We start from the raw sequence: 21,520 nt of genomic DNA, 5'->3' as shown, positions 1-21,520 counted from the left end.
GAATCGGAGACGGCTTTTCGAGCGGAGATTACCGCGGCGCCATGCGCAGCGCGCCGTCCATGCGGATGGTCTCGCCGTTCAGGTAGTCGTGCTCGACGATGTACTGCGACAGCTGCGCGTACTCCTCCGGGCGGCCGAGGCGCGACGGGAAGGGCACGCCCGCCTCGAGGCCCTTGCGGTACTCCTCGGTGACGCCGGCCAGCATCGGGGTGTCGATGATGCCGGGGGCGATGGTGTTCACGCGGATGCCGAACTGCGCGAGATCGCGCGCGGCCGGGACGGTCATGCCGTGCACGCCGCCCTTGGAGGCGGAGTAGGCGATCTGGCCGACCTGGCCCTCGAAGGCGGCGACCGAGGCGGTGTTGATGACGACGCCGCGCTGGCCGTACTCGTCGACCGGGTCGGTCTTGGCGATGGCGTCGGCGGCCAAGCGCATGACGTTGAAGGTGCCGAGCAGGTTCACGGTGATGACGGTGCGGAACAGCTCCAGATCGTGCGGGCCGTTCTTGGACAGGATGCGACCGGCCCAGCCGACACCGGCGCAGTTGACCACGATGCGCAGCGGCGCGCCCGACTCGACCACCTGCGCGACCGCGGCGGCGACCTCGTCGTTGCTGGTGACGTCGGCCGGAATGAGGGTGACTCCGGCGGGCACGTTGTCACCGGCGCGCTCGATCGACTGCGGCACGTCCAGGCCGAAGACGGTGGCGCCCAGCTCGGCGAACCGCTTGGCGGTGGCGGCGCCGAGGCCGGATGCGCCTCCGGTGATGATGGCGGCGGAACCCGAAATCTCCACGATGGTCCTCTCGTTCGTGACAGCCAGTTGGCCCTTCGTCAATTGCACCCTAATAGGTACGCGGTGAGAGATACAGCACGACTCCCTCTCACGGCCGGAGCGAGCAGAAGGTGCGCCCGGTGTGTAACTCGGGAGGGGTCGGGAACGACTCCATGATCGTGGTTCGCGCGCGGCGAAATATTTGCGAACATCGCTGTTCATCGGTGGTATCGTCGCTGCATGAAGCTGTTCTCCGGCCCAGCGATCGCCGGTAGGAAGGTGCTGATCACGGGAGCGGCGCGGGGCATCGGAGCCGCGCTCGCCAGGCAGCTGTACGCGCACGGGGCTTCGGTCGCGCTGCTCGGACTCGAACCCGATCTGCTGGCCGAGGTGGCGCGCGAATGCGGCGACGCGCCGTGGCGCTATTGCGACATCGGCGACCCCGCCCAGGTGGAGCGGGTGGTGACGACGCTGGCGAGCGAACTCGGCGGGCTCGACGTGGTGGTCGCCAACGCCGGGGTGGCCAAGCAGCTCGCGCTGATCGGCGGCGATCCCTCGGTGATGGAGGAGACGCTCGCGGTGAACGTGCTCGGCGTCTACTACACGCTGCGCGCCGCCGGTCCGCACATCTGCCATCCGAGGGGGTACGCGCTCATCGTCTCGTCGCTGGCAGGGGTGGTGAATCTGCCGCTCGCGGGCGCCTACAGCGCGTCCAAGGCGGGCGTCGAAGCGCTCGGCCACACCCTGCGCAACGAGATCAGGCACACCGGCGCCAAGGTCGGCGTCGCCTACTTCGCCGAGCTGGACACCGACATGACCACCCGTGGTTTCGGCACGGCCGCGGCGCGGGCGATTCTGGGCCGCGCCACCGTCTCGGGCGTCGCACCGCTCGGCCCCGCCATCGACGCCACCGAACGGGCCATCGCCCGGCGCCGCCGCCAGGTCGTCTCGCCCTGGTGGGTGGCCGTCGTGCTGCCCTTCCGCCCGCTCGCCCAGCGCCTCGTGGACGCCGCCCTGCGCCGCGGAGTCGCCGGGGCCCTGGAGATCGCCCGCACCGAGGACACACCCTTGACCACCGACCAGCCCACCCGACCCCGCAGAATGGAGCGGCCCGCCTGATCGGCGCGGCGCTGCCACAGCACCCGCCCGTCGAACACCTGCCCCACCGAACACCCGGAGCCACCGCATGACCGACACCGCAGGCACCGCCCGCCAACTCCCCAGGGGCAGGCACGGTTTACCTCGGGAGCAGGTGATCGCGTCCCAGCGGGACCGGATCCTGGACGCGATGGCCGAGACCATGGCGGTCACCGGTTATGTCGGCACCTCCGTCGCGGCCGTGCTGAAAGTGGCGGGCGTCTCCCGTGAGACCTTCTACGAGCAATTCCGTTCCAAGGAGGACTGTTTCGAGGCCGCCTACGAGCGCGCCGTCGAGCGGTTGGTCGCCCGCATCGCCGAGGCGTCCGGCCCCGAGGACGAGAACGCCACGCGCGGACCGGATCTCGACCGCATGGCACGACTGCTCGACGCGTACTTCGAGGGCCTGATCGAGGACCCCGCCTACGCCCGGCTCTACCTGGTCGAGGTCTACGCGGTCGGCTCCAACGCCCTGGCCCGCCGCGCCCAGCTCCAGGACTCCTTCGTCGCCTTGATCGCCGAGGTGCTCGACGCCCACACCGAACAGCAGCGCTTCGCCTGCCAGACCTTCGCGGCGGCGGTCAGCGCGATGGTCACCGCCCGCATCGCGGCCGACGACCTGGACGGTCTGCGCGGTTTGTCCGCGCCGCTGCTCGACATGGTCCGGCGGGGCGGTGATCTCTACGGGTCGGCGATGGTCGCCGACGAGATCCGCGCCTGATCACCGTCCCGAGAACTGGCCTTCGGCCGACCCCGCGACAACGCCCTCGACCGCGACCACCGACGCCGCCCGAACGCGACGCATCAGGACGACAGCGCCCACCGTCACCGGAACAACCGCCGCGATTCCCGCGCTCGCCCACATACCCAGCGACGGAACCGCCGCGCCCAGCAACGTGGTGCTGCCGAAGTAGAGGAACAACAGCCCCGAGCAGATGCCGATGAGCCGCTCCGGCAGGTGCTTGCCCACCGCGATGCCCACCGCGATGGCGAGCGCGTCGGCGGCGACCATGCCGACGGTGGATCCGAGCCACACGCCGAACCAGCTGTTGTCGGTGGCGAGGGCGGCCGTGGCGAACATGGTCCGGTCGCCGAGTTCGGCGAGCAGGAAAGCCGAGAGGACGACGAGGAACGGGGCCGCGGTGGAGCGGGGCGGTCGCGGCTCGTCGTCTTCGTCGGGGGCGCCGAGGTGTTCGCGCAACGTCCACAGACCGACGGCGAGGAAGGTGAGGGCGGCGACCAAGGAGATGGCGCGGGTGGGCAGGGCCGCGCCGAGGAAGTAACCGACCGCGACCGAGATCAGGTGCACACCGGCGGTCGCGGTCGCGATGCCGCCGAGCACCACCCACCAGCGATAGCGCAACGCGAACGTCAGCGCCATGAGCTGGGACTTGTCCCCGAGTTCGGCGAGGAAGACGATGCCGATGCTCAGCAGGATGGTGGCGATCATTGTGTGACGTACTCCCGGGTCTCCGGCCTGCCTGCCGGAGATCTGGGTACGCCTCCGGCCGACAACGAATGGTTGTTCAGGCCGAAGGTCTCGCCCACCGGACGAAAACCCGGTTCACACAACCGGACCCGAGCCTCGGGGAGGCGGCGGGTCAGTATGTCGACTGCGTGATTGGGGGCTACTCCCCTTCGCTACATCCGACCCTACCCCAGCAATCTCGTGGACGCCAACCCGCTGTAAGCCAAATCGCAATGCGCACAATAAGTTTGGTACTCCTACCCACAGGTTTCGGTAACCCGCACGGCCCAGGCAGCAAACCCTCATCAGCGGACTAGGGACCTCGTACGAAGGCATCCGGACACCCGTCCGTGGACTCGAAACCGAACCGCGCCCGACCGCACCGCCGGGAGCCACAGGTCTCCCGCACACAAGTACGGCACGCCTCACATAGCCACCGCCTATGTGAGGCGTATACGCGGCGTGTGGGAGCATCGCTACGGCACCCGGGGGCGCAGACGACGAAGGCCCCCTCCTGGGAGGGGGCCTTCGGGTTCAGCGAATCACAGCGTGCGGGTCAGCCGATCGGTGAGGATGTGCGCGAAGCGCGCCGGGTCCTTCAGTTCACCGCCCTCGGCGAGCACCGCGGTGCCGTAGAGCAGTTCGGCCGTCTCGGTGAGCTCGGGGACCTTGCCCTCGTCGGCGTCCTGCTTGCGCGTGTCGTACGCGTCGCGCAAGCCGGTGACCAGCGGGTGGGTCGGGTTGAGCTCGAGGATGCGCTTGGTCTCGGGAAGGATCTGGCCCGAGGCCCGGTACATCCGCTCCAGCATCGGCGTGAAGTCGAAGACGTCACCGACCAGGCAGGCGGGCGAGGTGGTGAGCCGGTTGGTCAGGCGCACCTCCTTGACGCTCTCCTCCAGGGTCTTGCCGAGCCAGCCGAGCAGCTCGGCGAAGTCCTTGTCCTGCTGCTCGCGCAGCGCCTCGGACTCCTTCTTCTCCTCCTCGGTCTCCAGGTCCACCTCGCCCTTGGCGACGGACTGGAACCGCTTGCCGTCGAACTCCGGCACCGAGCCGACCCACATCTCGTCGACGGGATCGGTGAGGATCAGCACCTCGAGGCCCTTGGCACGGAAGGCCTCCATGTGCGGGGAGCTCTCCACCTGCTGACGGGACTCGCCCGTCATGTAGTAGATCGCGTCCTGGCCGTCCTTCATCCGCTCGACGTACTGCGCGAGCGTGGTCAGCTCGGTCTCGGAGTTCGTCGAGGAGAACGAGGAGACCTGCAGAATGGTCTCGCGGTTGTCGAAGTCCGAGAGCAGGCCCTCCTTGAGGACGCGGCCGAACTCCTTCCAGAAGGTCTGGTACTTCTCCTGGTCCTCGGCTCCCTGCAGCTCCTTGACCGTCGAGAGCACCTTCTTCACCAGGCGCTTGCGAATCATCTGGATCTGCCGGTCCTGCTGCAGGATCTCGCGGGAGACGTTGAGCGAGAGGTCCTGCGCGTCCACCACACCCTTGACGAAGCGCAGGTACTCCGGCATCAGCTCTTCGCAGTTGTCCATGATGAACACCCGCTTGACGTAGAGCTGCACGCCGCGCTTGTGCTCGCGGGTGAACAGGTCGAACGGCGCGTGCGACGGGATGAACAGCAGCGCCTGGTATTCGAACGTGCCCTCCGCCTTGAGCGGAACGATCTCCAGCGGATCGTCCCACGCGTGGCTGACGTGCTTGTAGAACTCCTTGTACTCCTCCTCGGAGACCTCGCTCTTCGGGCGCGTCCACAGCGCCTTCTGCGAGTTGAGGGTCTGCTCCTCGAGGATCGTCTTCTCTTGCTTGTCCTCGCCCTCGCCCTCGGTGACGGTCCGCTCCACCTGCATGCGGATCGGCCAGGCGATGAAGTCGGAGTACTTCTTGACGATCTCCCTGAGCTTCCACTCCAGGGTGTAGTCGAAGAGGTGGTCCTCCTCGTCGGCGGGCTTGAGGTGCAGCGCGACCGAGGTGCCCTGCGGCGCGTCGTCGACGGCCTCGATGGTGTAGGTCGAGCTGCCCGCGCCCGCCTCCCAGCGGGTGCCCTCGGTCTCGCCTGCTTTACGGGTGGTCAGGGTGACCTTGTCGGCCACCATGAAGGTCGAATAGAAGCCGATGCCGAACTGGCCGATCAGCTCCTCGGCCGCGGCGTCGGTCTTCGCGTCCTTCAGCTGCCTGCGCAGCTCCGCGGTGCCCGACTTGGCCAGGGTGCCGATCAAGTCGACGACCTCGGCGCGGGACATGCCGATGCCGTTGTCCCGGACGGTGAGGACCCTGTCGTCCTTGTCGACCTCCAGCTCGATGTGCAGGTCGGATGTGTCGACGTGCAGGTCCTTGTCCTGAAAAGACGCCAGCCGCAGCTTGTCCAACGCGTCGGACGCGTTCGAGATCAGCTCCCGCAGGAACGTGTCCTTGTTGGAGTAGACGGAATGGATCATCAGCTCGAGCAGCTGATGGGTTTCTGCCTGGAACTCGAGTTGTTCGACGTGCTGAGTCACGACGCGATGTTACCGCCGCGCACCGACGGCGCGGCCGAACACCCGATCAGGCGCCGCGGCCGAGCGAGGGCGCCGCGCCGCGGCCACCGGCGGGCAACTCCGGCGCGCGCCCGAAGTCGGCGAGCGCGGGCACCTCCAGCTCGGCGCAGTGCGGATTCGGCACCCGCGGCATCATCCATTCGCGCAGCACCTGGGTGGCGCGCACGTCGTCCTCGTTGTACTCGAACAGGCGGGTGCGCTGGGTCAGATCGGGCGCACCGTCGTAGCCGACGGCCTGGCGGTACCAGCTCATCGACGCCTCGCCGCCCGCCTCCGGATCACGCCAGGCGAAGCCCGCCACCGGCGCGATCTTCTTGAGCCCCTTGCCGTTCGGGCAGATGAACTGGTCGGTGACGGCCTGGAACATGTCCACCCACTCCGGCCCGTCCACGAACGCGCGCACCTGGTCCACCGTCGGGACCCCGGGTCGGCCCGCGAACCTGCGCGCCGACTCGTACAGCCACTTGTCCTCCGCGGTGCGCGAATAGCAATACGCGGCAAAGGTCTTCCCGGCCGTCGCGGCCTCGGCGCGCACCGTCATCAGCCAGGTCCAGAACTCGCCGAAGGAGCGGCCCTCGTCCTCGGTGGGCAGCGGGTCCCAGGTGACGAACGGCCGGTAGCGCCCGTCCAGCAACGTGCCCCACAGGTACGCGCCGTGCTCCTGGAAACTCTCCAGGTCGACGTCCACCTCGACGTCGGCGCGGCGCACGTGCACCCGGTCGAAGCGGCGGACCAGCGGCGCGCCCGCCAGCCACGCGCGCGCGGTGACAACGGCCTCGTCGAACGGGCCGTGCTGCCAGTCCTCCGGGTCGTCGCCGGTCCAGGCGGCCAGGTCGTCGATGGTCTCCACGCCGTGCCCGCGCAGCACGTCGGCCCGCGAGCCCGGCGCGACCAGGCTGACGTCGCGGTGCTCGGCCAGCCAGCCCTCGCAGCTCGGTCCCTCGACTCCCCTTGTCCACCAAGGGCATTGCCTGCACTCGGGCACTTTGGACGGCACCGTGGGCAGTTCGCCGCGCACCACCGCGATGCGGTCGGCGTAGCGGCGGTCGTAGTCGTCGAGCACCGGGCCGAGGTCGTGCACCAGGATGCGGTCGAAGTGGTAGCCGATGACGCCGCCGACCAGCGCGGGACTGGCCAGCCCGTGGCGCTGCAGCATCCGGTAGAGGTGGGCGAGGCGCTGCTGATCGCGCGGCTGCTGGCGCAGCTTGCGCGACGGATCGGGGCGCGGGTCCCAGCGATACAGGTCCGAGGTGGTCGGGTGGAAGTCGGCCGGTTCCGGTTTGCGCGGGTCGGTGACCTTGTGGTTGACCACGATGATCGGGATGTAGCCGCCGCGATCGCGGTCGCGGAGCAGGATCTCCGAACCGCCGCGGCGTCCGGTGTCCGGTTCCTGCGGCAGCAGCGCGCCCCAGATATGTTGCGTCCCAGCGGCGCACGCGCTCATGGTGGCCGCGGCGCGATCCGACGCGCGCGTCGCCGGGTCGATGATCACCCAGCTGTCCGGATCGGCGGCGACGAGCGCGTCGCGCACCCGGTTGCGGTGCGCTGTCGCGGCCTCGCGGCGCTGGCGCACGCCGGGATCCTCCGCGACGTCGGTGAGCAGCCCCGGGTTGGCCGCGTCCAAGCGCAGGCGGTGTCGGCATCCGATCAAGGCCCGCGCGTCGATGAACGCGACCGGCGCCGTTTCGATCGGCGCGCTCGGCTCAGCTTCTATCGATGCGCGCGGCGGTGTTTCGATCGGCGCGCTCAGCGCGGAGTCCTCGATCGGCGCGCTCGGCGCCGTTTCGATCGGCGCGCGCGGCGCGGTTTCGATCGGCGCGCTCGGCGCGGTTTCGATCGGCGCGCTCGGCGCGGGCTCCACGGGCGCGGCTGTGAGCTCGCCCGACCGGTCCGCGGCCGAGCCGTCCTCCTTGCGACCCTCGCGGTCACCGCTGCCCGAATACACGTATGCAGTATGGTCCAGACCCCCGACAGGACACGGTGTGCCCTCGCTGCCGCCGCCGTCGACCCGATAAGGTGGGCGCAAACCGCGTGGTAGACGGCAGACGGCCTCGCGCCGAGAGCGCTGCCCTGGCACACAGCATTGACGGAGGGCCTTCCGATGGGGTTGTTCACGAAGCGCAAGCGGCGTCCGAGTCGCCGGGCCGAGGCCAAAGCCCTCAAGCACAAGGCCGCGATGGAGGCCAAGCTGTTCGCCAAGAACGATCGCAAGGCCAAGCGCGCCGAGGCCCGCACCCAGGCCAAGGTCGCCAAAGCACAGATCGCCACGCTGCAGGCCGAGGAGAAGGCCGCGCTGAAGCTGGCCGCGAAGGCCGAACGTGACGTGTTCAGCGCGGGCCAGGTGCGCAAGTACCTCGGCGTGGCACGGGTGCTCGTTCCGGTGCTCGCGCCGCTGGCCTACCGCGGCGCGACCTTCGTCCGCGGCCAGCTCGACACCCGGCGCGCGCAGCAGCTCGGCATCGGCGTCGACCAGCTCGGCGACTACACCGGGCACGGCGCGAAGCTGCAGGCCCGCCTCGCCAACGCCGAGGCGGCGCTCGGCAAGATCGACGACAAGGGCGGCGAGACGCAGAAGTTCGTCACCGCGACCCGCGCCCGGCTCGACAGCCTCGGCGCCGCGGTCCGCACCGCCGAGCAGATGCCCGCCTCGCGCAGGCGCGCGGTGCACACCTCGATCTCGCACGAGCTGTCCGGCATCGAGGCCGATGTGCTCGCCCGCCTCGGTGTGAACTGAACGCCGTCCCCGCCATGCACCCCAGCACCGGCCTGCCGCGCGGCGGCTCGGTCGGCGCGCTGGTCGGCTTGCTCAGCGTCGCCGCGCACGGCGCCGCGGGCGGGGGTTACCCGGATTCCCCGGAATTCGCCCTGCTGCTGACGATTTCGGTCGCGGCGGGGTGTGCGGCGACCGGATTCGCACGGAACGGCGCACCGTGTCGGACGTCGGCCGCTCGCACGCCCGATCGCAGGCGGCCGGGCGACCGGCATCGCTTCGGCTCCGGCGCACGACGAGTCGTCCGGCGCGGCAAATCGCCTGGCGGCAGCGGCTTTTGGCGACCCGAAGACGCCGCACGACACCGCGATTCGGTCGACCGCGACAGCCGCCATCGCTCCGAGCACGGCAACGGACGTCGACGCGAGCGGTTACTCGCGGCCGGACAACTCGCGGCGCACGGCAGCGGACGTGGGGCCGGACGGTTGCTCGCCGCACTCGCGGCCGGACAGCTCGGCGGGCACGCGGTGTTGGCCGGGCTACTCGGGCACACGCACGGGGAGCGCGCATCGCACATCGCACGCGGCGATGCCCCGGTGGCGGGCTTCCTGCCGACCGGCTGGATGCTGGGCGCGCACGTGCTCGCGACCGTCGTCTGCGCGGTCCTGATCATGGCCGCCGAGCGCCTCTACGGGATCATCACCCGCGCGGTTCGTGCCGCCCTGAACGCACCGCGAAATGTCCCGGTCGCGCGGGTCAGCCGCTGGACCGATCCCTCGACTCCGACCTACCGCTTTCCTCCGCAGGGGCCCATCGGGCCGCGCGCCCCACCCGCGCTCGCCTGACCCGCTCCCAATTCCCTTCGGACAGAAAGCCCCTCCCATGCGAAGTTCATTTTCGCGCGCCTGCGGCGCCGTGGCGACCGCGGGTTTCGTGCTGCTCTCCGGCGGTGTCGCCGCCGCGCACGTGACCGTGGACGCGCCCGGCGCCCAGCAGGGCAAGTACTCCGTCGTCACCTTCCGGGTGCCGACCGAATCGGACACCGCGTCCACCACCGCGCTCACCGTGACGCTGCCCAACGTGCGCAGCGCCCGCACCGAGCCCATGCCGGGCTGGACGGCACGGGTGGAGCGCAACGACAAATCCGAGGCCGTCGCGGTGACCTGGACCGCGGACCCCGGCGCGCCCGGCGTCGGCCCCGGCCAGTTCCAGCGCTTCGTCGTCTCGCTCGGCCCGCTGCCCAGCGCGGAGACGGTGAGCTTCCCGGCCAAGCAGACCTACAGCGACGGCAAGGTCGTCGACTGGAACCAGCCCGTCGGCCCCGACGGCGCGGAGCCGGAGCACCCCGCTCCCACGCTGACCCTCGCGGCGGGCGGAGACGACAACGCCGACGGCCACCGCGTGGACAGCGGCGCCGCGGAGCAGGACGACGACACCGACGACACCGCCCGCTGGCTGGCGGGCATCGGCTTGGCCCTCGGCCTGCTCGGTGTCTCGCTCGGCCTCGGCAGCCTGATCAGGAGGCGCTCATGAGTACCGCGATTCGCCCGTCCGCCAAGGCGATTCGCCGTCTCGGCGCCGCGCTCGCCGCCGTGCTGCTGTTGTTCGGCGTCGGGCTGGCCACCGCGGGCGTCGCCGCCGCGCACTCGGCGGCGGTCGGCAGCGTGCCGGAGGACGGTTCGACGGTGGACACCAGCCCCGGCCGGATCAGCGTCACCTTCAACGAGGAGTTGCAGCCGAACTTTCCGTCGCTGACCCTCACCGGCCCGGACGGAAACCTCTGGTCGGAGGGCGAGCCGGTCGTCGACGGCAAGTCGGTGAGCGTCGAAGTGGGCGATCTCGGCCCGGTCGGCGAATACATCATCGCCTACCGGGTGACCTCCGCGGACGGTCATCCGGTCACCGGCAAGCGGACGTTCACGCTCAGCCAGCCGGGTAAGGGCACGCCGGGCCCGCGCGCCGACGCCAAGGGCAGGGCCACCGAGGACGACGGCTCCGACGGCATCCCGGTGTGGATCTTCGTGCTCGGCGCGGTCGTGCTGTTCGGCGGCGGTCTCGCCGTGGCCTTGATCGGCTTCCGCGGCGGGCAGCGGCGGTGAGAAGAAGGTGAGCGGCGGGGCGACCGGCGGCCGGGACGCGGGGGCACTGCTGCTGATCGTCCCGGCCGGACTGCTCGGAGTCGGGTTGGCCTGGCTGCTCACCGCGGGAACCGCGCCCGCCGAGGGCGCGGTGCGGGTACTCGCGGACGGTCTGGGCGCTGCGGTGCTCGGACTCGCCGCGCTGCCCCGGCTGCACGAACGGCTGGCGCCGCCGTGGCGCATGCTCGCCGCGCTGGCCGGGGCCTGGTTCGTGACCGAGTTCGCGGTGCTGGTCTTCGAGGCGGCCGAGGTGGTCGGGGTTCCGGTGCGGCGGCTGTCCGCCGATCGGTTCGGCACCTTCCTCACCGAGATCAGCGGCGGTCAGGTCGGCATCGCCATCCTGGTCGCGACCGCCGCGGTGGCCGGTTATTCGGCACTGGCCTTTCGCGGTTCCGATGCCGCTTCCACCGATCTGGTGCTGGTCTTCGCCGCGGTGGCGCTCGCGCTGCGGCCGATCACCGGGCACATGTCGCAGCAACCGTTCGGCTCGGTGCTGGCCGCCGTGCACGCGCTGGCGGCCGCGGCCTGGTTCGGCGTGCTGGTGGCGCTCGCGCTGGTGGTCCGCACGCGCGGCGAGTGGGCGGCGACGCTGCCGAGGTACTCGGCGCTGGCGCTGCCGCTGATCGGGGTGGTCGCGGCGACCGGCGTGGTGAACGGAATCGTCCGCCTCGGCGGCCTCGAACCGCTGCTGAGCACCGGGTACGGCCGCATCCTGCTGGCGAAGACGGCGGTGCTCGCCGGTCTGCTCGTGCTCGGGTGGTGGTGGCGGCGCGGCTGGGTCCGCTTGGCCGCCGACCACCGGATGGACGCGGCGGGTTCGCTGCGCCGCGCGGTGCTGGAGGTGACCGTCATGGCCGTGGCCTTCGGTTTGGCGGCGACCCTCGCCGTCACGGCGTGATCGGCTCCCCCTTCGGAAACCCGTTACAGTTGCCCGCATGACCGAAGTGAAGATCGTGGAAGACTGTGCCGCGTCGGCCGAATCAGCGTTTCAGTACGTCAACGACTACCGGAACCTGCCGAACTTTCTGCACGGCATCCAGTCCTTCACTCCGATCGGCGAGCAGACCGAGGGCGTCGGCGCCGTCTTCGACGGCCACATGAAGCTCGGTCCCGCCTCGCTGCATTCGCGTGTCGAGGTGATCCGGTGGGAGGAGAACTACGCGATCGGCATCAAGTCGATCAAGGGCTTCGAGATCGTGTCGACCTTCCTGTTCCACGCCAAGGACGACGCGCTGTGCACCGTCGACGCCATCATCGATTTCCGCGTGCCGGGCGGGCTCGCGGGCAAGGCGCTCGGTAAGACCATCGAGCCGTTCGTGAAGATCGCGGTCAAGCACACCACGGACAATCTCGTGAAGGAGATCGCGGCGTACCACGCGAGCCGCGCCTGATCCGGCCGCGGTTCGGGCGCAGGCGCGGAAACCATGCAGGGCGCCGCGCCCGCTCGGCGGCCGGAAAACCCGTGGTCGGAGGCGGCTGACCGCAGTCGCGACGCTGGCGGTGGCATATATCACGGGCATAGCCTGTATGCATGAACAAACCCACATTCGGGCAGCGGATCACCTACGATCTGGGCCGCGAACTCCCGGAGGAGTTTCACGAGTGGGTCGTCCACGACCTCGTCGGACACGGGGCCATGGAGCGGTACCTCGTCCGATTCCTCGTGCCGATCATCCCGTTCTTCGCGCTGGTGCTGCTGTTCCCAGGACCGATGCCGCTCAAGATCGGCATGATCGTGATGATGATCGTCCCGCTGGTCGTTTTCACGGTGGCGCTGAGCTACGTGTGGCGCCGCTTCCGCTTGATCCAGCATGGACTGAGCCCGGACCTGCTCGACCACAACAGGATCACCGACCGCGATCGGGAGCGGTACGAATTGCGCTATCGCCATCACGAGGGCCAGACATAACAGCGCGTTCCCGGCGCGAGTAGCGACCGAGCTCACATCGAGCAACCGGTCGCGGCCACCGCTCGGCCCGCCACCCCTAAGCTGACATTCGTGACCGAATCAGTGAACATTGCCACCGCCGATCTGGCCGACGAGATCGGCCCCGAGATCCGTAGCTGCGACACGCAGTTCATCCAATTCGGCGGCCGCGAGGTGTTCTCCGGGCGCATCACCACCATCCGCTGCTTCCAGGACAACCTGCTTGTCAAGCAGACGCTGAGCGAGCCGGGCAACGGCGCGGTGCTCGTGGTCGACGGCGGCGCCAGCGTGCACACCGCCCTGGTCGGCGACATCATCGCGGGCCGCGGCGTGGACAACGGCTGGGCGGGCGTGATCGTCAACGGCGCGGTGCGCGACTCGGCGATCCTGCGCACCCTCGACATCGGCATCAAAGCGCTGGGCACCAACCCCCGCAAGAGCACCCAGACCGGCAGCGGTGAGCGCGACGTGACCGTCGAGTTCGGCGGCGTCACCTTCGTGCCCGGTGACATGCTCTACAGCGACCACGACGGCATCGTGGTGCGCGCCGAATCCTGAGCTGATCAGTCCGGGGCGACCCGGACCTTGTGACCGGCGAGGGCGACCACGTCGCCGACGTGCAACTGACGTCCGCGGCGCAGCTCGACCTCGTCGTTCACCCGGACCAGGCCCGCGGCGATCACCGTCTTGGCCTCCGAACCGGAATCGATCAGGTTCGCCAGTTTGAGGAACTGGCCGAGCCGAATGACGTCGTCATCAATCGGCACATCGACTGGATCCGACATGGCGTACATCCTCGCGCCAGGACCCCCGGATCGCCAAACCGCCGCACACCGGCAAGCCGTCGAACGAGCCCGGCACAGCGCAATCCCAACCACGTCGAGGGCGAGTCTTACGAGCCCGTTCGCGGCCCGTCTCGCTTCCGAGTGGTCGAAGCGCATGCGACGAAGTCGCGAGTCTCGACCGCTCGGAAGCGAGACAAAAGGGGCCGCGAACACGCCGCGCCGAAGGCGCGGCAATAAAACACAGCAACGTACAGACTGGGTTGGTGACTTCCACGCAGGCCGGTGCGCGCACCGAGATCGAACTACCGGCGAACAGACCGACACCACCGGTTCCGCACCGCGGGCACGGCCGGTTCGCTCAGGTCCCGCATATCGCGGGCACCGTGCTCGGTGTCTTCGCGGTGCTGTGCTTCCTGTGGAGCCTCTCGCCCGCCCTGCGCTTCCTGACCCACGTGCCGCGCCGCTACATCGACGACTACTACTTCGACGCGCCCGACACCAACCTCATGTGGGCGCTGATCGTCGGTCTGCTGGCCGGAGCGATCGCCAGCCGCAAGCGAATCGCCTGGTGGTTGCTCGTCGGCTATCTCACGCTCTTCGCGATGACCAACGCGTTGGATTTCGCCGCCGAGGGCAATATCGACGCGCTGGTCGCGATGATCGTGCAGCTCGGCGTGATCGGTGTGCTGATCGCGTCGTGGCGGGAGTTCTACACCAGGGTGCGCCGTGGCGCGGGCTGGAAGGCGCTCGGCGTCCTGCTCGGTGGGCTGGCCGCGGGCTGTCTGCTCGGTTGGGCGCTCGTCGAGCTGTTCCCCGGCACGTTGCCCGCGGGCTGGCAGCGGCCCGGCTGGGCGGTGTACCGGGTGACCGCGGCGATTCTGGTGGACAACGAGCACTTCGACGGTCATCCGCGTCCGTTCGTCAACTTCCTGCTCGGCCTGTTCGGCGCGCTCGCGCTGCTGGCCGCGGTGATCACCCTGCTGCGCTCGCAGCGCGCCGAGAACGCGATGACCGGCCTGGACGAGTCCGCGATCCGCGGCCTGCTGGACCGCTCCGACGTCGAGGATTCGCTCGGCTACTTCGCCACCCGCCGCGACAAGGCGGTGGTGTTCGCGCCGAGCGGCAAGGCCGCCGTCACCTACCGGGTGGAGCTGGGCGTCTGCCTGGCCAGCGGTGACCCGGTCGGCACCACGGACGCCTGGCCGCAGGCGATCGATGCTTGGCTGCGGCTGGCCGACCGATTCGGCTGGGCGCCAGCGGTCATGGGCGCCAGCGAACACGGAGCGACCGCATACCGCAGGGCCGGGCTCTCCGCGCTGCGCCTCGGCGACGAAGCCATTCTCGACACCAGGAGCTTCTCGCTGGCGGGCCCGGAGCTCAAGCAGGTCCGCCAGGCCGCGAATCGGCTGCGCAAACACGGCATCTCGGTGCGCATCCGCCGTCATTCGGACATCTCCGCAGAGGAGTTCGCGCAGATCATCGCCCGAGCCGACGCCTGGCGCGACACCGAGACCGAGCGCGGCTTCTCCATGGCGCTCGGTCGGCTCGGCGACCGGCTGGACGGTGACTGCCTGCTCGTCGAGGCGGTGAACCCGCAGGACCGGGTGCTCGGCATGCTGTCGCTGGTGCCGTGGGGCCGCACCGGCGCGTCGCTGGAGCTGATGCGCCGCGACCCGCAGAGCCCCAACGGCGTGATGGAGCTGATGATCTCGCAGCTGGCGCTGACCTCGGAGCAGCACGGCATCACCAAGGTGTCGCTGAACTTCGCGGTGTTCCGCTCGGTGTTCGAGGAGGGCGGGCGGATCGGCGCGGGCCCGGTGCTGCGGCTCTGGCGCGGGGTGCTGCTGTTCTTCTCGCGCTGGTGGCAGCTGGAGGCGCTGTACCGGTCCAACGTGAAGTATCAGCCGCACTGGGTGCCGCGGTTCTTCCTTTTCGAGGAACGCAGGCAGTTGCCTAGAGTCGCGATGGCGAGCGGCCTGGCGGAAGGGTTCCTGCCGCGCATCGGCAAAGACCCCGAGACCGCCGTGCACACCGGTCTGCACAGCGCGGTGCCGGACACCGTCACCGGGCTGCACGCCGACGGCAGCGCGCCGGAAGCGCCGGAAATCGAACTCGCCGAACAATTCCCGCGCCGCCCCGAGCAGGTGCGGGTGCGGATGGACAAGCTGGACCGGCTGATCGAGGCGGGCATCGACCCGTACCCGGTCGCCTATCCCCCGACGCACACCGTGGCGGCGGCCCGGCGCTCGCCGCGCGGCACCACGGTCCGGGTGTGCGGCAGGCTGCTGCGCATCCGCGACTACGGCGGGGTGATCTTCGCGGTGCTGCGCGACTGGACCGACGACATCCAGCTGATGATCGACCGCGACCGGGTCGGCGCCGAACGCAGCGCGGAGTTCGGCGAGTACTTCGACCTCGGCGACCTGATCGAGGTGAGCGGGCAGATCGGGCGCAGCCGACGCGGCGAGCTCTCGCTGCTCGCGGCCGACTGGCGGATGAACGGCAAATGCCTGCATCCGCTGCCGGACAAGTGGAAGGGCCTGGCCGATCCCGAAGCCAAAGTGCGCCAGCGCTACGTCGACATGGCCATCAGTCAGGAGTCCCGCGACGTGCTCGCCAAGCGCAGCGCGGTGGTGCGCTCGCTGCGCGACTCGCTGAACTCCTGGGGCTATCTCGAAGTCGAGACGCCGATCCTGCAACAGGTGCACGGCGGCGCCAACGCGACGCCGTTCGTCACCCACATCAACGCCTACGATCTGGACCTCTACCTGCGTATCGCCCCCGAGCTCTACCTGAAACGGCTGTGCGTCGGCGGCATGGAGAAGGTGTTCGAGCTCGGCCGCACCTTCCGCAACGAGGGCGTCGACTTCAGCCACAATCCCGAGTTCACCATCCTCGAGGCGTACGAGGCGCACAGCGACTACGAGCGCATGATGCACACCTGCCGTCACCTGATCCAGAACGCCGCGCTGGCCGCCAACGGCGCCATGGTCGCGATGCGGCCCGCGGCCGACGGCTCGTTCGAGGCCGTCGACATCTCCGGTGAGTGGTCGGTGAAGACGGTGCACGGCGCGGTGTCGGAGGCCATCGGGTCCACCATCACGCCGGAGACTTCGGTGGAAGACCTGCGCGAGCTGTGCGACGCGGCCGCCATCCCGTACCAGCACGCCTGGGACGCGGGGCAGGTCGTGCTGGAAATGTATGAGCACCTGGTGGAATCGCAAACCCAGGAGCCGACGTTCTACATCGACTTCCCCACCTCGGTGTCGCCGCTGACCCGCGCGCACCGCAGCATTCCCGGCGTCACCGAGCGCTGGGATCTGGTGGCCTGGGGGGTCGAACTCGGCACGGCCTACAGCGAACTCACCGATCCGATCGAACAGCGGCGCAGGCTGACCGAGCAGTCCATGCTCGCCGCCAACGGCGATCCGGAGGCGATGGAGCTGGACGAGGACTTCCTGCAGGCGCTCGAACACGCCATGCCGCCCACCGGTGGTCTCGGCATGGGCGTCGACCGGATCGTCATGCTGATCACCGGCCGCAGCATCCGCGAGACGCTGCCGTTCCCGTTGGTCAAGCCGCGCTGAGACTTTCGCGTCCGCCGCGAGGATCTCACGATGAGGGATTGCATCGGCGAAGGGTTAACGGTAATCGAGTCCTGCCGATAACCTTGGAGATTCGGCCTCGGGAGGAGGGGGCCGATACCTACGACGATCGGGATGGGACATATGTACGTTGACCTGTTGACCAATGCCAGCCTGCTGGATCCGTCCGTGTGGGCGAGCCCGGACACCTGGACAACGGCGATGGAATACACGGCCAAGAAAAAGAAGAAGAGCAACAACGGCCTGATCTTCGGCGGCATCTGCTGCCTGCTCGTTGTCATCGCCATCGCGGTCGGCATCTACCTCCTGCTCAACAAGCGCAAGAAGAACGACCAGCAGCCTCCGGCAGGTCAGCCGCCCTACGGCGGCCCGGGCCAGCCGCCCTACGGCCAGCCGCCGCAGGGTCAGCCCCCGTACGGTCAGCACTGACCGGCTCCACCATCGAAAAGCCCGGGCCGCGTAGGCCCGGGCTTTCGTGTGCGGCGCGGAATCGGCTCGGTCCGCCCTAGTTCGGCTGCCGAGTCGGCTCGGCTCGCCAGCCTACATCCGGGCGATCTCGGTCAGGTCGATGTCGATATCGAACGGGACGCTCAGTCGCAATTTGTCGTGGTGGATGCCTGTTAGCGCGTACGTCCTTGTCGCCGGGTCGAGTTCGTACGCGTAGACCACCGGTCGGCCGTCGATATCCTCGACTCGCCAGAAATGCATGATTCCGGCTTTTGCGTACAGCTGCGGCTTACGCTCTCGATCCCGAAATCGCGATTCGACCGACACAACCTCGACGGCCAGCACGACTTCCTCGGGGCGAAAGGTTGTCCGCTTGGTGTCGCCACCGATGTTCGCTCGCACCACCAGAACATCCGGCTCCGGGCGCTGGTCTCGGCCGAGCGTCACCGTCATCTCACGCCGAACTCGCATATCTGCGGGCACCAGGCGACGCAGCACCGATTCGAGCAACGAGATGACCAGCATGTGAAACTCCGCCTGCGGACTCGCGAAGACGAGACTCCCGTCGATCAACTCGGTGTGCGGTGGCAGGTCGGGCAGGCGATCCAAATCCTCGGCGACGAACCCGCCGGGCGGCGGACGCAGCCATTGCGGGAACGACTCGACGGTCATGGCTACGAGTATGTCACCGGGTCTCGATTCGAGGTATTCGAAAAGCATGCACTGAGCTGGACCCCAGAGTTGCAGGGCGAATGCCCCGGTCGCCGCGGCGGCTCGAGCTTTCGCGCCCCGACAACGCCACCTGATCCGAACCGCCAGGTGGGCATACGGCAGAGTGGGTGGGTGCAGTTGATTCTCGTTCGTCATGCTCAGCCGGTTCGGGTGTCGAACGCGTCCGGGCCCGCCGATCCGGAGTTGTCGGAGGTGGGGCGGGAGCAGGCGGAGCGGGTGCCCGGGGCGTTGAGCCACCATCGGATCGCGCGGGTGCTGAGCAGTCCGCAGCGGCGGGCGCGGGAGACCGCGGCGCCGACGGCGGCCAAGCTGGGGCTGCCGGTGGAGATCGTGGACGACCTGGCCGAATACGATCGCGACCTGCCCGCCTACATTCCGATCGAGGACGCCAAGCTGGAGTTCCGCGACACCTACGACCGGATCAAGGCCGGATACCTGCCCGAGCAGATCGACGGTCCCGCTTTCGTGCACCGGGTGCGCGAGGTGGCGACGGAGATCGCCGCGAACACCGACCCGGCCGACACCGTGCTGGCCTTCGCGCACGGCGGCGTGATCAACGTGTTGCTCCAGGAGGTGCTCGGCCTGCCGCGGCCGTTGACCTTTCCGATCGACTACTGCTCGATCACCCGAATCCTGTTCTCCCGCACCGGCCGCCGCACCGCCGCCACGGTGAACGAGAACGGGCACGTGTGGGACCTGTTGCCGCGCAACATCGGTCGCTGATTCACAGGAACGCTCCGCCGTTCACAGCCGACTACCAGCCTCGTCGCACCGCGGTCACAGCGCCGCCGCCTTCGATAGGAGTCGTGAGTCACCGCGACTCACGCTCCGAGAGAAGGGAATACCGAGTGCTTTCCAAGACGAACATGCGCCGAGGAGCGGTCCGGATCGCCGTGGCGGGCGCCCTGGTGACGATTCCGCTCGCCGCCGTGGCCGCCACCGCGAGCGCGGAAGCCCCCGCCGACGCCACCCAGGTGCAGCAGGTGTCGGAGGGCGTCCCACTCGAGGGCGCCGATGTCAGCCGTCCGCATCCGGGCGAGGGGTTCCCCGGCAGGCCCGGCCCCGGCGGACCGCGGGTCGAGTTCCGCGGTCCCGAGCACGACTTCCCCGGCCCCGGCCCGCGCGTCTTCCACCAGACGCTCCCGCCGACCGGCTCGTTCGGAAGCAGCTAGCGGCAGTCCGCCGAACGACGAAGGCCACGTCCCGCGCGGGGAACGTGGCCTTCGCTCGCCCGTTGGCACCGGGACGAATCCCGCGCAATAGGCCGCGGAATCGCGGGCAAGTCCACCACCGTTAACGCCGGTGACGAATCGAGCGGAACTCGTTGCCCCGCAACATCCGCTGGCGGGATCGCACCGAACCGTCGCCGCCAGCGACAACGGCCACGGTTCGAGCGGGACCTCTCGCCCGTCCGCGGAATCGCGGGAAAGCCGACCTCCGTTAACGCTGGCGGCGAATCGAGCGAAACTCGTTGCCTCGCAATATCGCCCGCGTTATCGCAGGTCAGCGCGCCACCGTTAACAACGACCGGAGATTCAAAGAAAGGCCCCTCGGCTCACAGTCGAATACCAGACTCGTCCTATCCGGGTCATAGCACCGAGGCCTTCGATAAGAGTTCGTGAGTCATCGCGACTCGCGCTCTGAGAGAAGGAGTTCCGAAATGCTTTCCACATCGAACATGCGCCGAGGGGCCCTCCGGTTCGCCATCGCGGGCGCGCTGCTGACGATTCCGCTGGCCGGGATGGCGGCTACGGCCGGTGCGCAAGCGCCCGCGGCCGACGCCGTTCGGGTTCAGCAAGCGGCGGAGGGTCCAGCACTGGAACACACGGATGTCGGCCGTCCGCATCATCCTGGGCACCACGGCTTCCCAGGTCAGCCAGGGCACAGCGGCATGGATTCGCACCGGTCGGACTCCACGTCGCCCGGTGCGGAGCCCCCTGCCGACCAGCAAGTGATGCCGCCGACCACGTCCGGCCACCGTGGCTGATCCGGCGACGACGAAGGCCACCATCCCGCGCGGAATGGTGGCCTTCGTCGTGGCTTACGGACCGATCAGGCCATGCCCGCGATCCAGTTGTGCATCCAGGAGATCGCGGTCTGCCCGCCGCCGACCGAGTAGCTGCCGTACACGGTGTGCGCCTGGGAACGGTAGAAGCGCTCCAGATCCTTGGCCCGCTGCTGGTTCGCCGACTCGGTGAGCTGCGACTGCAAGAGGGGCACGCCGCCGAACGCCATCAGATCGTTGATGATCGCGCCCGCCTCGAGCTGGTACCGCCAGATGTTGGCGGGATTGGCGTCCGAGCTCTGGGCGAGGAAGCCCGCGAAACGGGTGACGAAGTCGTCGGTCGCGGTCGCGCAGTACAGGTCGTCGACGGCGCAGATGGTGCGGGTGCGATCGCTCAGCCAGCCGAAGCCGCCGACCCGGGGGCCACCGGCGCCCGCGCCCTGCGCGACGGGGCCGACCTGGATGTCGGTCGGCGAGCGGCGCGGATCCGAGATCAGGCCGACGCCCGCGACACGATTGGGCGGGACCACGCCGAGGCCGGTGCCGATCTCGGCCGCGAGATCACCGGCGGCGTCGGCGCCCTGGCTGTACCCGACGAGCGCGAACTCCGTCGCACCGCAACGCCTCGCCATGTCGCCGATCAATCCGCGCGCGGCGCTGACGGCTTCTTTCTTCGAGTTGCCGTAAACCTCGCCCTCCCAAGGGAAGGCGGTCGCGGCGTAGGTCACGTAGTCGACCTCGACCGAGCGCGGCAGGTTACGGGTGACGCCGGCCAACATGCCGGGCTGCGGCGTCTTGTCGTGACCCGTCTCCCACGTGCCGGGGATGGCCACCACATGGAGGGTCGGGCAGTTGTCCGCCGCGGCGGTCCCACTGCTGCCCATCACCAAGCCGGACGCGATCGTCGCGGACGCGCCGAGGGCCGCGACAAGCTTCTTCAACTGCATACTGCTCCAGTTCACACCCTGGCCCCGGTTGTGTGGGGCGTCCCCAACGAGTTGCCGCTCACATGCTGGACTCCACGAATGTCGTTCCAGTGAACGGAGGGTCAACTCGAGTTACCCGCCGACGTGACGTGCCGACGACTCCCGGATCTCGCAGGCCCCGCCGCACGCCGAAGATCACAATAGGGCCCGCGCGCCCCAGATGCCATTCGGGGCCCGCTGATGTCCGATTTCAGCGAGCAAACGCGCGAAGGCGCCCGTGGACGAGCTGTCCACGGGCGCCTCGTGTTCGCGTTGTGCGACTAGA

22 protein-coding genes are annotated in these 21,520 nt (G+C 69.1%); 15 read left to right on the top strand and 7 right to left on the bottom strand.

The features are described from left to right. Nucleotides 1–28: 28 nt before the first annotated feature. Complete coding sequence (locus tag T333_RS03310; RefSeq protein ID WP_354998222.1) at nt 29–796, bottom strand: SDR family NAD(P)-dependent oxidoreductase; 768 nt, start codon at nt 794–796, stop codon at nt 29–31. Nucleotides 797–1,015: 219 nt separating this feature from the next. Between T333_RS03310 and T333_RS03305 the strand changes: the two genes are divergently transcribed. Next, nucleotides 1,016–1,894 carry an SDR family NAD(P)-dependent oxidoreductase gene (locus T333_RS03305; protein ID WP_496423633.1) on the top strand — a complete coding sequence of 293 codons (879 nt, stop codon included), beginning with the start codon at nt 1,016–1,018 and terminating at the stop codon, nt 1,892–1,894. A gap of 67 nt (nt 1,895–1,961) precedes the next feature. Beyond that, a complete protein-coding gene (locus T333_RS03300) occupies nt 1,962–2,633 on the top strand; it encodes a TetR/AcrR family transcriptional regulator (RefSeq protein ID WP_357256139.1) in 672 nt (223 codons plus the stop codon). Here the strand turns inward: T333_RS03300 and T333_RS03295 are convergent, their stop codons facing one another. From T333_RS03295 to T333_RS03285, 3 genes are all read right to left on the bottom strand, one after another. Further along, nucleotides 2,634–3,362, bottom strand: a complete 729-nt coding sequence (locus T333_RS03295; RefSeq protein WP_496423632.1) for a TMEM165/GDT1 family protein — start codon at nt 3,360–3,362, stop codon at nt 2,634–2,636. It abuts the gene before it with no gap. Between the two features lie 560 nt (nt 3,363–3,922). Next, complete coding sequence (gene htpG / locus T333_RS03290) at nt 3,923–5,881, bottom strand: molecular chaperone HtpG (protein WP_496423631.1); 1,959 nt, start codon at nt 5,879–5,881, stop codon at nt 3,923–3,925. Nucleotides 5,882–5,927: 46 nt separating this feature from the next. Beyond that, nucleotides 5,928–7,634: a TM0106 family RecB-like putative nuclease gene (locus T333_RS03285; protein ID WP_496424128.1), complete on the bottom strand. Its 1,707-nt coding sequence runs from the start codon at nt 7,632–7,634 to the stop codon at nt 5,928–5,930. A 387-nt stretch (nt 7,635–8,021) separates the two neighbouring features. Here T333_RS03285 and T333_RS03280 point away from each other — a divergent pair, with 387 nt between their 5' ends. The 8 genes from T333_RS03280 to rraA all read left to right on the top strand — a co-directional run bounded on the left by T333_RS03280 (nt 8,022) and on the right by rraA (nt 13,253). Then, entirely contained in the window at nt 8,022–8,654 is a 633-nt protein-coding gene (locus T333_RS03280) for a DUF6474 family protein (RefSeq protein WP_354998227.1), read from the top strand. A 14-nt stretch (nt 8,655–8,668) separates the two neighbouring features. Next, on the top strand, nt 8,669–9,475 hold the full coding sequence (locus T333_RS03275; protein ID WP_496423630.1) for a hypothetical protein: 807 nt from the start codon (nt 8,669–8,671) through the stop codon (nt 9,473–9,475). Between the two features lie 37 nt (nt 9,476–9,512). Then, nucleotides 9,513–10,163: a YcnI family copper-binding membrane protein gene (locus tag T333_RS03270; RefSeq protein ID WP_496423629.1), complete on the top strand. Its 651-nt coding sequence runs from the start codon at nt 9,513–9,515 to the stop codon at nt 10,161–10,163. Beyond that, the gene (locus T333_RS03265; protein WP_496423628.1) at nt 10,160–10,729 is read left to right on the top strand and encodes a copper resistance CopC family protein; all 570 of its coding nucleotides are present in this window, start codon (nt 10,160–10,162) and stop codon (nt 10,727–10,729) included. Before T333_RS03270 ends, T333_RS03265 begins: the two co-directional genes overlap by 4 nt. A gap of 7 nt (nt 10,730–10,736) precedes the next feature. Continuing rightward, entirely contained in the window at nt 10,737–11,666 is a 930-nt protein-coding gene (locus tag T333_RS03260) for a CopD family protein (RefSeq protein WP_496423627.1), read from the top strand. Between the two features lie 37 nt (nt 11,667–11,703). After that, the gene (locus T333_RS03255) at nt 11,704–12,159 is read left to right on the top strand and encodes an SRPBCC family protein (protein ID WP_354998232.1); all 456 of its coding nucleotides are present in this window, start codon (nt 11,704–11,706) and stop codon (nt 12,157–12,159) included. 140 nt (nt 12,160–12,299) lie between these two features. Beyond that, nucleotides 12,300–12,677, top strand: a complete 378-nt coding sequence (locus T333_RS03250) for a DUF5313 family protein (RefSeq protein WP_354998233.1) — start codon at nt 12,300–12,302, stop codon at nt 12,675–12,677. A 90-nt stretch (nt 12,678–12,767) separates the two neighbouring features. Further along, on the top strand, nt 12,768–13,253 hold the full coding sequence (rraA, locus tag T333_RS03245) for a ribonuclease E activity regulator RraA (RefSeq protein WP_354998234.1): 486 nt from the start codon (nt 12,768–12,770) through the stop codon (nt 13,251–13,253). A 5-nt stretch (nt 13,254–13,258) separates the two neighbouring features. On the opposite strand, the gene T333_RS03240 is transcribed toward rraA, so the two are convergent. Then, nucleotides 13,259–13,480: an RNA-binding S4 domain-containing protein gene (locus T333_RS03240; RefSeq protein ID WP_354998235.1), complete on the bottom strand. Its 222-nt coding sequence runs from the start codon at nt 13,478–13,480 to the stop codon at nt 13,259–13,261. Between the two features lie 263 nt (nt 13,481–13,743). Here T333_RS03240 and lysX point away from each other — a divergent pair, with 263 nt between their 5' ends. Together lysX and T333_RS03230 are read left to right on the top strand one after the other, a co-directional pair. Further along, nucleotides 13,744–17,067 carry a bifunctional lysylphosphatidylglycerol synthetase/lysine--tRNA ligase LysX gene (lysX, locus tag T333_RS03235; RefSeq protein WP_354998236.1) on the top strand — a complete coding sequence of 1,108 codons (3,324 nt, stop codon included), beginning with the start codon at nt 13,744–13,746 and terminating at the stop codon, nt 17,065–17,067. Nucleotides 17,068–17,223: 156 nt separating this feature from the next. Continuing rightward, nucleotides 17,224–17,514 carry a hypothetical protein gene (locus T333_RS03230; protein WP_354998237.1) on the top strand — a complete coding sequence of 97 codons (291 nt, stop codon included), beginning with the start codon at nt 17,224–17,226 and terminating at the stop codon, nt 17,512–17,514. Between the two features lie 111 nt (nt 17,515–17,625). On the opposite strand, the gene T333_RS03225 is transcribed toward T333_RS03230, so the two are convergent. Beyond that, nucleotides 17,626–18,204 carry a Uma2 family endonuclease gene (locus T333_RS03225; RefSeq protein WP_496423626.1) on the bottom strand — a complete coding sequence of 193 codons (579 nt, stop codon included), beginning with the start codon at nt 18,202–18,204 and terminating at the stop codon, nt 17,626–17,628. 171 nt (nt 18,205–18,375) lie between these two features. Between T333_RS03225 and T333_RS03220 the strand changes: the two genes are divergently transcribed. The 3 genes from T333_RS03220 (at nt 18,376) to T333_RS03210 (ending at nt 20,251) form a co-directional block, all read left to right on the top strand. Continuing rightward, complete coding sequence (locus tag T333_RS03220; RefSeq protein ID WP_354998239.1) at nt 18,376–18,987, top strand: histidine phosphatase family protein; 612 nt, start codon at nt 18,376–18,378, stop codon at nt 18,985–18,987. A gap of 125 nt (nt 18,988–19,112) precedes the next feature. Continuing rightward, the gene (locus tag T333_RS03215) at nt 19,113–19,436 is read left to right on the top strand and encodes a hypothetical protein (protein WP_496423625.1); all 324 of its coding nucleotides are present in this window, start codon (nt 19,113–19,115) and stop codon (nt 19,434–19,436) included. A gap of 488 nt (nt 19,437–19,924) precedes the next feature. Beyond that, complete coding sequence (locus T333_RS03210; protein ID WP_354998241.1) at nt 19,925–20,251, top strand: hypothetical protein; 327 nt, start codon at nt 19,925–19,927, stop codon at nt 20,249–20,251. A 65-nt stretch (nt 20,252–20,316) separates the two neighbouring features. Here the strand turns inward: T333_RS03210 and T333_RS03205 are convergent, their stop codons facing one another. Next, on the bottom strand, nt 20,317–21,216 hold the full coding sequence (locus tag T333_RS03205) for a cutinase family protein (protein WP_354998242.1): 900 nt from the start codon (nt 21,214–21,216) through the stop codon (nt 20,317–20,319). Nucleotides 21,217–21,520 lie beyond the last annotated feature (304 nt).

Source organism: Nocardia sp. CNS-044, from assembly GCF_059570515.1.
This window is presented reverse-complemented; position numbering and strand designations above follow the sequence as displayed.

What these genes read in the sequence shown, in the direction of transcription:
- T333_RS03270 (WP_496423629.1), top strand. Translation starts at nt 9,513, where the DNA reads ATGCGAAGTTCATTTTCGCGCGCCTGCGGCGCCGTGGCGACCGCGGGT.
- T333_RS03275 (WP_496423630.1), top strand. Translation starts at nt 8,669, where the DNA reads ATGCACCCCAGCACCGGCCTGCCGCGCGGCGGCTCGGTCGGCGCGCTG.
- T333_RS03255 (WP_354998232.1), top strand. Translation starts at nt 11,704, where the DNA reads ATGACCGAAGTGAAGATCGTGGAAGACTGTGCCGCGTCGGCCGAATCA.
- T333_RS03300 (WP_357256139.1), top strand. Translation starts at nt 1,962, where the DNA reads ATGACCGACACCGCAGGCACCGCCCGCCAACTCCCCAGGGGCAGGCAC.
- T333_RS03295 (WP_496423632.1), bottom strand. Translation starts at nt 3,362, where the DNA reads ATGATCGCCACCATCCTGCTGAGCATCGGCATCGTCTTCCTCGCCGAA.
- T333_RS03280 (WP_354998227.1), top strand. Translation starts at nt 8,022, where the DNA reads ATGGGGTTGTTCACGAAGCGCAAGCGGCGTCCGAGTCGCCGGGCCGAG.
- T333_RS03210 (WP_354998241.1), top strand. Translation starts at nt 19,925, where the DNA reads ATGCTTTCCACATCGAACATGCGCCGAGGGGCCCTCCGGTTCGCCATC.
- T333_RS03205 (WP_354998242.1), bottom strand. Translation starts at nt 21,216, where the DNA reads ATGCAGTTGAAGAAGCTTGTCGCGGCCCTCGGCGCGTCCGCGACGATC.
- T333_RS03225 (WP_496423626.1), bottom strand. Translation starts at nt 18,204, where the DNA reads ATGACCGTCGAGTCGTTCCCGCAATGGCTGCGTCCGCCGCCCGGCGGG.
- T333_RS03265 (WP_496423628.1), top strand. Translation starts at nt 10,160, where the DNA reads ATGAGTACCGCGATTCGCCCGTCCGCCAAGGCGATTCGCCGTCTCGGC.
- T333_RS03240 (WP_354998235.1), bottom strand. Translation starts at nt 13,480, where the DNA reads ATGTCGGATCCAGTCGATGTGCCGATTGATGACGACGTCATTCGGCTC.
- T333_RS03305 (WP_496423633.1), top strand. Translation starts at nt 1,016, where the DNA reads ATGAAGCTGTTCTCCGGCCCAGCGATCGCCGGTAGGAAGGTGCTGATC.
- T333_RS03250 (WP_354998233.1), top strand. Translation starts at nt 12,300, where the DNA reads ATGAACAAACCCACATTCGGGCAGCGGATCACCTACGATCTGGGCCGC.